The sequence below is a fragment of the Plantimonas leprariae genome, from assembly GCF_008802405.1.
Lineage (GTDB): Bacteria > Pseudomonadota > Alphaproteobacteria > Rhizobiales > Rhizobiaceae > Plantimonas > Plantimonas leprariae.
Genome location: NZ_VZDO01000016.1, coordinates 34,245 through 46,238 on the forward strand (window position 1 = coordinate 34,245; position 11,994 = coordinate 46,238).

The following is an 11,994-nucleotide window of genomic DNA, read 5'->3' on the forward strand; positions in this document are numbered from 1 at the left end:
TGGCTGATCGCGAAGCACGTCCACCCCGTTGCGGCGGCGAGGCGTGGCTCTCGAGCGTCAGTCGGCATTTGGAGGCGGGCGTTGCTTTTCTGCGTATCTACCCTTTCCGTAAGAGCGACCGTACGTTAGGCAATCATCGACGATCGGTGTGCATAGCGTGTCGCGACCCCGGGCGCTGTCGTTGTCGCCGGCGTAGGCGATCCGGTCAACGAGACCGTCCACGAAGCGGAACTGCGCCCGGCACGAACCGCCCGACGGCAGGCTGAGATTGGTGCTTGCCGCCCCGAAGAAGATCGGCGCCGACAGGTTCACGCCGCCCGAGCGCTCGGTCGACTCGTAGCTCCAGATCGCGGTGTTGCCGTCCTCGGACGTGCGGCTGGGAAAGCCCGCACACATCCGAATGTCCTCCTGCGTGAAGCCGAGCAATGCGGATCTGGCGACCTCGACGTCGTTGAAGCTGTGCGAGGTAGCGCATGCCGAAAGGACTGCCGACGAGAGGATAGCGAGCGTAGGCCGGGCGGCGCGGCGAAGACGAACCATCGGTTCTCCTTGGACGAGCGGCGTTGCATCGGACGACGGCATTTACAACGTCGCCCGCGACCGAACCTGTGCCATGTGGGCGGCCGTGCAAAGTGCCGATGCTGCAAGGCAGCCCTGACCTTTTCGTGTTGACGCCGTCAGAGCCCGACGGGATAGGGTTATTCCGGAGCGGGACCGCCACGCGGGCCGTCGCCCTTCAGCGAACTGGACGAAGCATTTGACGATTGCCCCTCAACCGGAGCGCTCGCCCAGTCGGGTCCTGACCGTCGACTTCTGGCGCGGGCTCGCGCTCTTGTCGATCTTCGTCAACCACATGCCCGGCAATGTCTTCGAGCACCTGACGCACAAGAACTTCGGCTTCTCCGACGCGACCGAGGTGTTCGTGCTGCTGGCCGGCGTCGCGGCGGCCTTCGTCTACCTGCCGCTGTTTCGGCGCGGCGAAGCGGTTAGCGGGACGTTCCGGATCGTGCAGCGGGCGTTTCAGCTCTACATGGCGCAGATCGTCCTGATCGTGCTCTGCGCCGCGGTGATCGCGCGCTCGGTGGCGATCACCGGGGATCTGCGCTTCTACGAGATGCTGCACCTCGACATCCTGATCAACGACACCGTGCCGGGCCTCGTTGGGCTGGCGACGCTCGGTCTGCAACCGGCCTACCTCAACATCCTGCCGCTCTACATCGTGCTGCTGCTCGGCGCGCCCGCTGCCTTCTGGCTTCTCAGCCGCCACGGCCCGCGCACCCTGCTTCTCGCCTCGGCCGGCCTCTATGTCGTCGCGCAACTGTTCTGGCTGAACCTGTCGACTTTCCCGGCGGACGGCTGGTGGTTCCTGAACCCCTTGTGCTGGCAGTTGCTGTTCGTGATCGGCATCCTGATCGGCGACGCGATCGCCAGCGGCCGGACGATATCGATCACGCGGCCGCTCCGTTGGAGTGCGGCCGCCTACGTGGCGGTTGCTGCTGTCTGGATTGTCAGCGGCTTCTATCCGAGCTGGAACCCGCAATGGCTACCGCGCTTCATCTGGGACTTCGACAAGACGAACCTCTACCTGCCCCGGTTGCTTCATGTGCTGGCGCTGGCCTGCGTCCTGTCGCTGCTACCGATGGAGCGTTGGTTGCGAGCCAGCGAGGTGATGAAGCCGCTGCTGATCCTCGGTCGGCATTCGCTGCCGGTGTTCTGCCTCGGCACGGTCTGGGCCATCGCCGGCCAGATGATCCGCACGCAAACCGGCGGCGCGCTTTCCATCGACGTGATGCTGGTCACATCCGGCATACTCGCCCAAATCATTCTCGCCGGAGTGCTGGAATGGCATCGATCGCAACGAACCTCGCCTGCCGCGTCGCGGCGGTCGCTCTGACCGCGGCCCTCGCCGTCACCGGTGGTGCCACCGCGCAATTGGCGGCAAGCGGTGCGGTGGTCGCTTGCGGTGCCCCCGACCCGTATCTCCGGCTGTCCGGCGACCTCGATCACACGGAGAATCTCGTCGCGCACCGGCAGCCGGTTCGCATCCTCGTGCTGGCTTCCTCGGACGTGCCGGAAGCATCCTTGCAGGTCGCGTTGAAGCGGCGGATGCCCGGCATTCGGTTCGAGGTCGACTCCGTGCTGTCGGCCGGACTCGTCGAGGATGACGCGCGCAGCCTACGCACCATCACGGCGCAGACCGATCCGGATCTCGTGGTTTGGCAGGTCGGGGTACGCGATGCGCTGGCCGCCAGCGACGTGGAGGAGTTCGGCGATACCCTGGATCGGGCATCGGAGTGGGTCGAGGATGCGGGCTCGGATCTGCTGCTGATCGACCCGCCGTTCGTGCCGAAGGTGCGGCACGAAAGCATCTACGGGCCATACATCGCCGAGATCGAGGCGACCGCGAAGGCCGAGCGCGTGCCCCTCATCCGCCGCTATGCGTTCACGCGCTTCCTGTCGGAGCGACCGAGCCGCGGGGCTCCGTATGTCGACCAGGCGCCCTGCACGCTCGATCTCATGGCCGAGGCGATCTCGCGTTCGATCCGCTGATCGATCGAACCCTTCTCGCGGTTGTCGCGTCTGCCACGCTAGGGTTCCGGCAAGGACGACGGCCCCGGGACCTGCCGGCTGGAACGATGCGGGTTCCGCCTCTAAAGCCGTGAAACCCACCCCCGACGTGCTTTCGGCTCGTCTGACGCCGGAGGAGCCTTGTGCCCCATGCCACGCCCCTGATCTCGACGATCGTCGGCGGCCTCGTGCTGGCCTTCCTCCTCGGAGCGTTGGCCAATCGCTTCAGGCTTCCGCCGCTCGTCGGTTATCTCGTCGCCGGCGTCCTGGTCGGGCCCCACACGCCGAGCTTCGTCGCCGACCAGGGCCTCGCCTCCGAACTGGCGGAGATCGGCGTCATCCTCCTGATGTTCGGCGTCGGCCTGCACTTCTCGCTGAAGGACCTCCTTTCGGTCCGCGGCGTCGCCGTTCCCGGCGCGCTCGCGCAGATCGCCATCGCGACCCTGCTCGGATGGGGGCTGGGCTGGCTGCTCGGCTGGCCGACTGGCGGCAGCCTCGTCTTCGGCCTGGCGCTTTCGGTCGCCTCCACGGTGGTTCTTCTGAAGGCGATGCAGGACCGCCGCCTCATCGATACCGAACGGGGCAAGATCGCGGTCGGCTGGCTGATCGTCGAGGACCTGGCGATGGTCCTCGCCCTTGTGCTTATTCCTGCAGCTGCCAGCATCGGTGGCGGCGAGGCCGGGTCGCACGATCCGCTGCTTGCCGTCGTCGGCCGGACTCTCGGCATCGAGATCGGCCTGGCCGGCACGGTCGCGATCACCTTGCTCAAGGTCGCGGTGTTCGTCGGCCTGATGCTGGTGATCGGCCGCCGCGCCATTCCCTGGGTGCTCCATCGCATCGCGCATTCGGGCTCGCGCGAGCTGTTCCGGCTCGGCGTCCTGGCGATCGCGCTCGGCGTCGCCTTCGGCGCCGCGCAGCTCTTCGGCGTGTCGCTGGCGCTCGGCGCCTTCTTCGCCGGCATGGTGCTGGCGGAAAGCGAGCTCAGCCACCAGGCGGCGCGCGAAAGCCTGCCGCTGCGCGATGCCTTCGCCGTCCTGTTCTTCGTGTCGGTCGGCATGCTGTTCGACCCCTGGATCATCGTTCGCGAGCCGCTGCCGGTTCTGGCGACGGTTCTCATCATCGTCGTCGGCAAGTCCGTCGCCGCCTTCGTCATCGTGCTGGCGTTCCGGAAGACGATCGGCACCGCGCTCACCATTTCGGCGAGCCTCGCGCAGATCGGCGAGTTCTCGTTCATTCTGGCCGAACTCGGCGTCGGGCTCGGGCTCCTGCCCGAGGCGGGCCGCGACCTGATCCTCGGCGGCGCGATCATCTCGATCATCCTCAACCCGCTCGTCTTCTGGATCTGCGAGCGCGCCAAGCCGCGGATCGAGGCGCGCATCGTGCGCGCCGCGCCGCATGCCGCCACGGCGGAAGTCGACCGTCCCGCCGATCCGGAACATCCCGAGCTCGCCATCGACCGGGTGCGGGTCGTGGGCGCGGCAGTCGAGGTGGAGCGAGCGGAGGACGGACCGGCGGAAACCGCGCCCGCGCCGCCGGACGAGGGCGACGCGCAGCCGACGCGCCTCGCCGGGCACGTCGTCCTCGTCGGCTACGGGCGGGTCGGCAGCATCGTCGCCGCCGGCCTTCGCGCCGCCGGCCGGCCGTTCCTCGTCATCGAGGACGCGGATGAGCGGGTCGCGCGCCTGCGGCAGGAAGGCGTCGAGATGGTGATCGGCAACGGCGCGGCGCCGGACGTGCTGGCTCTGGCGAACCTCGGCGCCGCGACCTCGATCGTGATCGCGATCCCCAACGTGTTCGATGCGGGCCAGATCGTCGAGCAGGCGCGCGCGGCGAATCCGTCGATCGACATCGTCGCGCGGGCCCATTTCGATGCGGAAGTGGAGCATCTGCGCCAGCTCGGCGCCGGGCACGTCGTCATGGGCGAGCGGGAACTGGCGAAGGGGATGGTCGCCATCGTGGAGCGGATCGGCTCCGGCGCAGCGGCCTAGAGGCGGCGGTGGGTGGCGTGTCGAGGATCCGCATCAGTTCTTGTCCGACAGTGTCGGCCTCGCGAGCAATGCCGGCGCGGCTGCAAGGCGGCGTTGGTGCGTATGCCAACAGCGTCGCCAAGTGCGCCCGCCCGGTCAGCTCGCAAGATGTCCTTTGAACACATCGCGACGGCAAGATCGGGTCATAGGCGGGAAGTCCGCTTTCCTCCACTACCGCCCGAAAGCCGCCTGTCGGCTTTCGGCCCGCTGCTGCGAACGCCATGGGGCGTTTCGAACGTTGCGAGAGCGCTTCGCGGTGATGGAAACTCGGGAAGAAGCTCTGGTTCGGAAGCTTCGGAGGCGAACCATCACCTCATGTTCTTGAAGCTCATCCCTCGTCGGAAGTTCCGACGGAAGCTTCGCGGCGTCTCGCCTCGCGCACGCTGGAACTGCCGGTTAAACAGCGACAGGTTCGCGTAGCCGGCATCACTCGCCACGTGAGCAATCGGCATGTCGGAGGCGATCAGCAACTGGCAGGCGCGGCCGATCCGCAGCTGCCCGACATAATCGGTGACGGTCTGCCCGACATGGCGCTTGAACATGCGATGAAGGCCGGACGCGCTAAGATGCGCGAGGTCGGCGAGATCGTCGATCCGCAGGCGTTGCCCGTAGTGCGCGTGGATATGGTCGAGCACCCGCTCCAGCCTCGGCCGCTCGTCGCCGGGCAGCGGCGACTGCTGCGCTTCGGGACTGGCCAGCGGCTCGCAGCCGCGATCCTCCGCCAGCAGGACGAGGAGTTCGAGCAGCCGGAACAGGCGGGCCGCCGGGGCGAGGTGGCGCATCGCCTCGACCGCCGGACGTGCGGCTTCGATCGCACCGGCGGAGAAGCGGAGGCCGCGGCGCGAGGCCGCCAGCATGGAGCTAAGCGGCGCCAGTTCCGGCATTGCCTTCATCAGGCCGTCGATCCATTCGGCCCGGAAGAACATCACCAGCGCGACGTGCGGCGCCGCCTCGTCGAGCTTCGCCGTCGACGACCAGGTGTGCGGGATGTCGGGGCCGAGCAGCACGAGATCGCGGTCGCCGTAGGGGCCGACATGGTCGCCGACGAAGCGCTGCCCGACGCTGTTCAGCGTCAGCGTCAGCTCGTATTCGCGGTGATAGTGCCAGATGAACGGAATGCCGTCCGCCAGCCGGCGGTCGAAGAACCGCCAGGATTGCCCGTCGGGGATCGGCTGCTTCTCGAAGAGCGGGCGCATGGTCTCGATGCCTGCCGCCGGAACCGCACCGCCGGACGCCGGAATAGTACCGGAACCGGCCGGGACGCTACAACACCGGCTGCGGCCCGCCTGCCATCATGCCGGCATCGCAACGGGAGATACCGCCATGCTCGCAGACAATGCGCCCCTCGACAGCCATCCGACCAGCGCCGCGGCGACGACGCCGCTCAAGGACATCCGGAAGACCCTGCCGCTGCGCGTCCTGTCCGAGGCCGACTGGCAACACTGGACGACGAAGGGCTACGTGATCGTCCGCCGGGCGGTGCCGGCGGAGAACGTCGCGCGGCTGGTCGACCTCCTGTGGCGCTTCGAGGAGAAGGACCCGGCCGATCCCACCACCTGGTACGCGCCGCAGCGCCGCGAACACAGGATGAAGGAGCTGAACAACACCGGGATGGTGGAGATCTACAACCACCAGTACCTTTGGGACAATCGCCAGGCGCGGCGGATCTACGACGCGTTCGTCGACATCTGGGACCGGGAGGACCTGTGGGTGACGATCGACCGGGCGAATCTCAACCCGCCGAAGCGGGTGAAGGGCAGCCCGCACGGCTTCATCCACTGGGACGTCGACACCTCGCTCCGCCCGCTGCCGATCGGCGTGCAGGGCGTGCTCAGCCTCCAGCGCCAGGACGGCGACGTCGGCGGCTTCCAGTGCGTGCCCGGTCTCTTCCGCGACTTCGACGAATGGGTGAAGACGCAGCCGGAAGATCGCGATCCGATGCATCCCGACACGACCGGCTACGCCGTCGAGAACATCGAGATGGAGGCGGGCGATCTGATGATCTTCAACTCGCTCCTAGCACACGGCGTCCGGCCGAACCATTCGGACAACCGGGTCCGCATGGCGCAGTACATCTCGATGCATCCGGCCGAGTATGGGAACGCGGCGGAGCGGCAGGAGCGCATCCGCCTCTGGCGCGAACTCGACCATCCGCAGCGCGACGCCTTCCCGGGCGATCCGCGCGACTGGGAGAAGCGCAACGCCTCCACCGCCGAACTCGCCCCCCTCGGCCGGAAGCTGCTCGGACTGGACGCCTGGTAAAGCGCAACGGTCGACTGCGGCGGACGACGTTCACATTCAAAATATCGGCGCCGTCCTCCGCGTCCCGCCTTGGTCGTTTGCTGATCGGCAGCTTATCCGCCTGTCGAACCCCAGAGCAGACGGTCAGCTATCGGCCCGAACAGGAACTGTCGCGAGCAGCCGGTTGGGTCAGTAAGCGGCTGGTCGCGCATTGAGCATGCGCCATGCGAAGCAGCCGTCCGGTTCGACGGAGGTCAAGTCGGCGGACGATCGGGAATCAAGGCGTCGAGGTCCGGCAGCGGCGTCACGCTCTCCTGGTCGTCGGCGTCGGTGCGCGCGACGATGCAGAGACACGGTTCGTCGCCGCTGGGATTGTAGGGAAGGTGGGGCACGTCGGCGGGGATGTAGAAGTAGTCGCCAGCCTCGATCCAGGCATGGTGTTCCAGCCGTTCGCCGTACCAGCAGCCCGAGCGTCCCCGCAGTCCGTAGATTGCCGACTCGTGACCCTCGTGCTTGTGCGCTTTGGCGCGGCCGCCGGGCGGGATCGTTGTGATCTGCAGGTGGATGGCCTTCGCCCCGACGGTCTTCGCCGAAATGCCGACCGAGTAGCTCAGTCCCTGCTTGCCTTGCTCGGTGCCCGCCGGGCGGACGCGTTTGCAGGTCATCCTTGGTCTCCGTGTTGCCGTAATCGATGGCACGTCATGCATGGACGGCCGCTACGACTTCGTCACGGAGCACGGTTCCTCGGCTACTTTAGTAACGCTCCGCCGGAGCCTGATCGTCGGTCCTTGCAGCTCGTATCAAGCTGACCGGACCTCGCTGGGATCTACGCCCGACGCTTAAGCTGGCGCACTTCGAACAAGGCGGCGCATCCGACGAAGTTGATCAGGACGTGCTCGAACCGCTCCTCCAGTTCCGAACGCAGCGCGTCCGCGCCGTCGCCCTCGTTCGAAAAGATGCCGCGACGGTTATAGAAGCGCATCAACGTCTTGGCTGCCCCCGATCGCTCGACGCCGGCGGAAAGGAGCGTGGCACCGAACACGACGCCGTCTGGTGCGAGGTGCGGCGCGAGGTTGTCGAAGGCGACGGCCTTGTCCGCCATGGTGCCCGGCAGGCAGTGCAGCAGATAGCTCAAACCGATGGAACCGAAGGACCCAAGGTCCGTCGGCAGCGGCAGGAGCACGTCCGCGCGGCGGCGCCTCGGTGCGTAGCGGGCGATCCGGCCGGCCGCCGCATCGAGGGACGCGTCGTTCAGGTCGAGAAGCGCGATCCGCGGACTGGAGGACGGAAAGCGGCAGCGATCCAGATACCAGCCGGTGCCGACCCCAATATCCAGATGATCCGCCGCGACGCTTCGATCGTAGAGGGAGAGGATCCGGTCCGTCGGGCACCGCCAGACGAACCGGTTGGACAGTCCGAGCACCATGACGTCGTAGAGGGCGAGCGTCGCCGGCGAGTAGACCGCCTGCCCGGCATGCGAACCCGGCCGGTCGTTGTTGATCGTCATCGAACGCCTTCACGAAACGAACCGACCAGCGTGTCGCGACCTTATGGCTCATCTGGCATCGGCCTCGTCGCCCGCCACGCTGGAAGGTGCGGCGCGGCGTCCGGGTTGCCGCGCGAGGATCGTCACCAAGAGACCTCAGGCTGCCGCTGCCGCACGGCGCTCCGCCACGGTGGCGCCGAAGCCAGGATAGTTTGGCAGCAACTCGCGCGTTTCGTCGGGGGTGAGGATCCGCAGACCGTGGCGAGCGCCGATCTCGATCGCGCGGGCGGGGTCGTCCATGACGTAGGTGACGCTGCCGGGTGGCAGCTCCAGGCTGGTTGCGGGTTCGGCCATCGTTGCGAAGTAGCTGTCGATTCCGGCCGGGTTGGTCATGATGAGCATCCGCAGCCTGGGGCTCGTGACGTACCAGGCGTGGGCCTGATCGCGCGGTAGGAACAACGACTGTCCAGCACCCACGACGGCAGCCGTCAGATCGGCGGTGTACGCTTCGATCTCGCCTTCGAGAATGTAGAGGATTTCGTCCTGTCCGAGGTGGATGTGCGGCGGCGGCTCGTGCCCCGGCTGCGACCGGTATTCCAGCAACGAGAAAGCTCCGCCCGTCTCGTCGGTCGAGGCCAGAACGGACATCAGGCTGCCCATGTAGAACAGGCTGTTCTCGACGCTCGCTCCTCGCGCGAAGGCGACGGTTCGTGCAGTCTCGGATGTGGAGGGCATGCCATTCCTTGCCGGTAAGGTCGATCTAAACGGGCAGAAACAGCAGGTGGGCTACGCGTATGTGTCATGCGACGCGATTCGCATGACAATCGTAACAACTGCAACGCTCGGCATCGGTGCAGAAATTGTACATGCCGATATCGCAATGAGGTTGGGCGTTAGATCGAGTGCAAGCAGGTGCTCGACAACGTCAATCGCGTTTCGTACGACGTCGATGGACAGTCGGTAAACTTGCGGTCGAACGAGGAGACCGCATCAAGTGTGGATCGGCGCCGAGGTCACAAAGATTGCTGGTTAGCGAGATCAAATGCTTATCACGCCGATCGGCATTGAGACCCCACGCCTATCTACAGTCGCGAGCAGTCGGGCTTCCGCGCGTAGTCTGTCCAGAACGTCCGGCCCCGAGATCAGTCCTCCGAAACTGCCGCGCGAAACGCCGGCCAGGGCGGACAGAAGGGTGAACGCGACCCGCTGCGGATCGGCGAAGGACGCGTCGAAGGCGTTGCCCAGCACCCGCACCACCGCAGCTTCGAGCCGCCTGTAGACACCGACCGACAACCTGAACTGATCGATCGATCCAGCGACGCGGTACAGAGCCACCGTCGCGTCGGGACGGGCGACCTTCACCGAAACGTAGGCGTCGGCAATGCCGTCGGCGAGATCGGACAACGCTCGCCGGGTGTCATCGACGCAGACCTGCTCGATGGCCTCCGCCATCGCCTCGAAGTGGCGCTGGAGAAGCGCGAACAGCAGCGCCTCCTTGTTCGGAAAGTACTGGTAGAGCGTGCCGACCGAGACCCCGGCGCGTTCCGTGTTTTGCGGATGGGCGTGCGACTTCGATCGGATCCTCAATTCAGCGCCTGCGCCAGCGACGAGGCGTTGCGAAACGCCAAGGCCATCACGGTCAGCACCGGGTTGTAGCCGCCGTTGGTCGGGTGCAGCGAGGCGTCGCAGACGTAGAGGTTCTCGTGACCCCAGACCTTGCCGAAACGGTCCGTCACCGACACAGCGGGGTCGTCGCCCATGCGGCAGGTACCGGCCTGATGCTGGCCGGCGGACAGGGCGAGATGCGGCGGCTTACTCCAGGTGCGCACGGCACCCGCCGCCCGCATCCACTCGTCCGCCCTGCGGCGGATGTATTCCGCGGTTCGCACGGTTTCGGGATGCGTGGTGCCGGACAGGCGCGCCACCGGCCGGCCGTAGCGGTCGCGCACCTCGCCGTCGAGCGCGACGCGGCATTCGGGGTCCGGGATCTCGTGCACCGGACCCTTGATCTGAGCGATGCGGCGGAAGTTGTCGCGCATGAAGCGCTTGGCGACGAGACCGTAGCGCGGCAGGTCGTCCGGCAGGCCGGACTTCCACAGGATGATCGGCAGCATCACGAAGTCGTCGGCCAGCATCGCGCCGCCGACGACGCCGTCGTTGCCGTGGTTGAAGTCGGTAGTGGCGATGGTGACGCCCGGGCCGCGGCTGTCCTGCACGTCCTCGTCGAACAGCCCGAAGACGGTCGGATAGTAGTGGCCCTGCAGATTGCGGCCGACCTGATCGGCGTTGTTGCCAAGACCGTTCGGCTCGCGCCGCGTCCGGGTCATGAGCAGCAGGCGGGCGCTCTCGATCGCCCCAGCGGACAGCACCACCGCGCGGGTCGAGACCCGCCGTCGCGCGAATTCTCCGTCCGCGGTGAGGATGTCGACGCCGACGACCGTTCCCCGCCCGTCGGTCGCGATCCCCTCGACGACGGTCTCGACAAGGAGCGTGCAGCGACCGGTCGCGAGCGCCCGCGGCAAGGCGGTGTTCTGCGTGCCGTTCTTGGCGCCGCTCGGGCATGGAAAGCCGACGCAGGAGCCGCAGCGGATGCAGGCGTCCCGTCCGTCCCGTGGCACCGTATTGACGAGGAGCGGCGGCGCGAAGGTCGACAGGCCGAGCGCGTCTGCTCCCGCCGCAAGCCGCGCCGTGGTGCGGTTGGCCGCGACCGGCGGCATCGGGTAGTCGCGCCGGCGCGGACCGCCGTTGCGGTCGCCTGAACCGTCGCCGGACACGCCGATCTCCTGCTCGGCGCGTTCGTACCACGGCTCCAGCTCGTCGTAGCCGAACGGCCAGTCGGTGAGCGACGAGGCAGCCGGCCGGCCGTAGAGCGAGGCCATGCGGAAATCGTCCGGGTGAAACCGCCAGGCTAGGCCGCCGTAGACGAAAGTCCCGCCCCCGACCCCGGCGGCGTTGACGTGGTAGCCGGGCTCGTGCGGCCTGACGACGTGGCGTTCGCCCGCCTGGTCGACGAAGACGCGCGGATTGCCTTCGATGTCGGGCCCGGTATTGAACCCGTAGGCCTGGAGGCGGTGGTTGCGCAGGTGGTCGCGATGGCCGCTGTCACCGTAGGTGCGCACCCGGCCGCGCTCGACGAGGAGCACCGTCTGGCCCGCTTCGGCGAGGACGCAGGCGGCGATCGCGCCCGCCGCTCCAGCGCCCACCACGACGACATCGTATTCCGCCTTCGTCATGCCCGCAGCTTTCCCCGGACAGCGTCGCGCGCATTTGCCGGCGGCCCGTCCGCTCCTTCGGGCAGGCCCGGCCGGTAGCCGATCATCCGCCAAGACACCGCGTCAGGATTGGCGCCGTTGCCGGGGTCGGCGTAGAACCCCTCGGCCGCAAGCTCGCACAGCGCCTGGAACCAAGGTTCGCGATCGACGGCGGCCAGCAGCCGGTCCCGTTCCGCGCTCGACAGGCTTGCGAACAGCCCAGATGCGTTGCGGTCGATCGCCTCCAATCCCGCCACGATCGCCGCCGCTTCCAGCACCAGCCCGTCGCGCCAGAGCGCTAGGACGAAGCAGTCGACGCCGACCTCGGTCGCGCCGGGCCAGTCGTCGGCCGGGATGATGCGGTCGAGCACGGCGCGAAGGGTGTCGGCGTGGAACGTAAGCTCGCTCTGTTCGACCATTC

The 11,994-nt window shown here is 67.3% G+C and carries 12 protein-coding genes; 4 read left to right on the top strand and 8 right to left on the bottom strand.

Going from position 1 to position 11,994, the window contains the following annotated elements; translation table 11 throughout:
* Positions 1-57: 57 nt before the first annotated feature.
* Positions 58-540, bottom strand: coding sequence for a hypothetical protein (locus F6X38_RS17820; protein ID WP_150972023.1), 483 nt, complete (start codon positions 538-540; stop codon positions 58-60).
* A gap of 217 nt (positions 541-757) precedes the next feature.
* Here F6X38_RS17820 and F6X38_RS17825 point away from each other — a divergent pair, with 217 nt between their 5' ends.
* The 3 genes from F6X38_RS17825 to F6X38_RS17835 all read left to right on the top strand — a co-directional run bounded on the left by F6X38_RS17825 (position 758) and on the right by F6X38_RS17835 (position 4,556).
* Positions 758-1,894: an OpgC family protein gene (locus tag F6X38_RS17825; RefSeq protein WP_161992814.1), complete on the top strand. Its 1,137-nt coding sequence runs from the start codon at positions 758-760 to the stop codon at positions 1,892-1,894.
* On the top strand, positions 1,843-2,550 hold the full coding sequence (locus tag F6X38_RS17830) for an SGNH/GDSL hydrolase family protein (protein WP_150972026.1): 708 nt from the start codon (positions 1,843-1,845) through the stop codon (positions 2,548-2,550). Before F6X38_RS17825 ends, F6X38_RS17830 begins: the two co-directional genes overlap by 52 nt.
* Before the next feature lie 161 nt (positions 2,551-2,711).
* Positions 2,712-4,556 (top strand): cation:proton antiporter domain-containing protein, encoded by a 1,845-nt coding sequence (locus tag F6X38_RS17835; protein WP_150972028.1) that lies wholly within the window; start codon positions 2,712-2,714, stop codon positions 4,554-4,556.
* Positions 4,557-4,903: 347 nt separating this feature from the next.
* Here F6X38_RS17835 and F6X38_RS17840 read toward each other — a convergent pair whose 3' ends face one another.
* Entirely contained in the window at positions 4,904-5,791 is an 888-nt protein-coding gene (locus tag F6X38_RS17840) for a helix-turn-helix domain-containing protein (RefSeq protein ID WP_150972030.1), read from the bottom strand.
* Positions 5,792-5,918: 127 nt separating this feature from the next.
* On the opposite strand from F6X38_RS17840, the gene F6X38_RS17845 reads away from it, so the two are divergent.
* A complete protein-coding gene (locus tag F6X38_RS17845) occupies positions 5,919-6,857 on the top strand; it encodes a phytanoyl-CoA dioxygenase family protein (RefSeq protein ID WP_150972032.1) in 939 nt (312 codons plus the stop codon).
* Between the two features lie 233 nt (positions 6,858-7,090).
* Here the strand turns inward: F6X38_RS17845 and F6X38_RS17850 are convergent, their stop codons facing one another.
* The 6 genes from F6X38_RS17850 to F6X38_RS17875 all read right to left on the bottom strand — a co-directional run bounded on the left by F6X38_RS17850 (position 7,091) and on the right by F6X38_RS17875 (position 11,992).
* Positions 7,091-7,501, bottom strand: a complete 411-nt coding sequence (locus F6X38_RS17850; protein ID WP_150972034.1) for a cupin domain-containing protein — start codon at positions 7,499-7,501, stop codon at positions 7,091-7,093.
* Between the two features lie 161 nt (positions 7,502-7,662).
* On the bottom strand, positions 7,663-8,343 hold the full coding sequence (locus tag F6X38_RS17855; RefSeq protein WP_150972036.1) for a class I SAM-dependent methyltransferase: 681 nt from the start codon (positions 8,341-8,343) through the stop codon (positions 7,663-7,665).
* Between the two features lie 135 nt (positions 8,344-8,478).
* Positions 8,479-9,057 carry a cupin domain-containing protein gene (locus tag F6X38_RS17860; RefSeq protein WP_150972038.1) on the bottom strand — a complete coding sequence of 193 codons (579 nt, stop codon included), beginning with the start codon at positions 9,055-9,057 and terminating at the stop codon, positions 8,479-8,481.
* A gap of 303 nt (positions 9,058-9,360) precedes the next feature.
* Positions 9,361-9,909 (bottom strand): TetR/AcrR family transcriptional regulator, encoded by a 549-nt coding sequence (locus F6X38_RS23990; RefSeq protein WP_246191417.1) that lies wholly within the window; start codon positions 9,907-9,909, stop codon positions 9,361-9,363.
* A complete protein-coding gene (locus F6X38_RS17870) occupies positions 9,906-11,555 on the bottom strand; it encodes a GMC family oxidoreductase (protein ID WP_150972040.1) in 1,650 nt (549 codons plus the stop codon). Before F6X38_RS17870 ends, F6X38_RS23990 begins: the two co-directional genes overlap by 4 nt.
* Positions 11,552-11,992 carry a gluconate 2-dehydrogenase subunit 3 family protein gene (locus F6X38_RS17875; RefSeq protein ID WP_150972041.1) on the bottom strand — a complete coding sequence of 147 codons (441 nt, stop codon included), beginning with the start codon at positions 11,990-11,992 and terminating at the stop codon, positions 11,552-11,554. The genes F6X38_RS17870 and F6X38_RS17875 overlap by 4 nt, the downstream gene beginning before the upstream one ends.
* Between the last annotated feature and the right edge of the window lie 2 nt (positions 11,993-11,994).

Bases quoted from the DNA above. Each gene is read 5' to 3' on its own strand.
- F6X38_RS17870 (WP_150972040.1), bottom strand. From the start codon at position 11,555: ATGACGAAGGCGGAATACGATGTCGTCGTGGTGGGCGCTGGAGCGGCG.
- F6X38_RS17845 (WP_150972032.1), top strand. From the start codon at position 5,919: ATGCTCGCAGACAATGCGCCCCTCGACAGCCATCCGACCAGCGCCGCG.
- F6X38_RS17820 (WP_150972023.1), bottom strand. From the start codon at position 540: ATGGTTCGTCTTCGCCGCGCCGCCCGGCCTACGCTCGCTATCCTCTCG.
- F6X38_RS17875 (WP_150972041.1), bottom strand. From the start codon at position 11,992: ATGGTCGAACAGAGCGAGCTTACGTTCCACGCCGACACCCTTCGCGCC.
- F6X38_RS17840 (WP_150972030.1), bottom strand. From the start codon at position 5,791: ATGCGCCCGCTCTTCGAGAAGCAGCCGATCCCCGACGGGCAATCCTGG.
- F6X38_RS17860 (WP_150972038.1), bottom strand. From the start codon at position 9,057: ATGCCCTCCACATCCGAGACTGCACGAACCGTCGCCTTCGCGCGAGGA.
- F6X38_RS17830 (WP_150972026.1), top strand. From the start codon at position 1,843: ATGGCATCGATCGCAACGAACCTCGCCTGCCGCGTCGCGGCGGTCGCT.
- F6X38_RS17855 (WP_150972036.1), bottom strand. From the start codon at position 8,343: ATGACGATCAACAACGACCGGCCGGGTTCGCATGCCGGGCAGGCGGTC.
- F6X38_RS17850 (WP_150972034.1), bottom strand. From the start codon at position 7,501: ATGACCTGCAAACGCGTCCGCCCGGCGGGCACCGAGCAAGGCAAGCAG.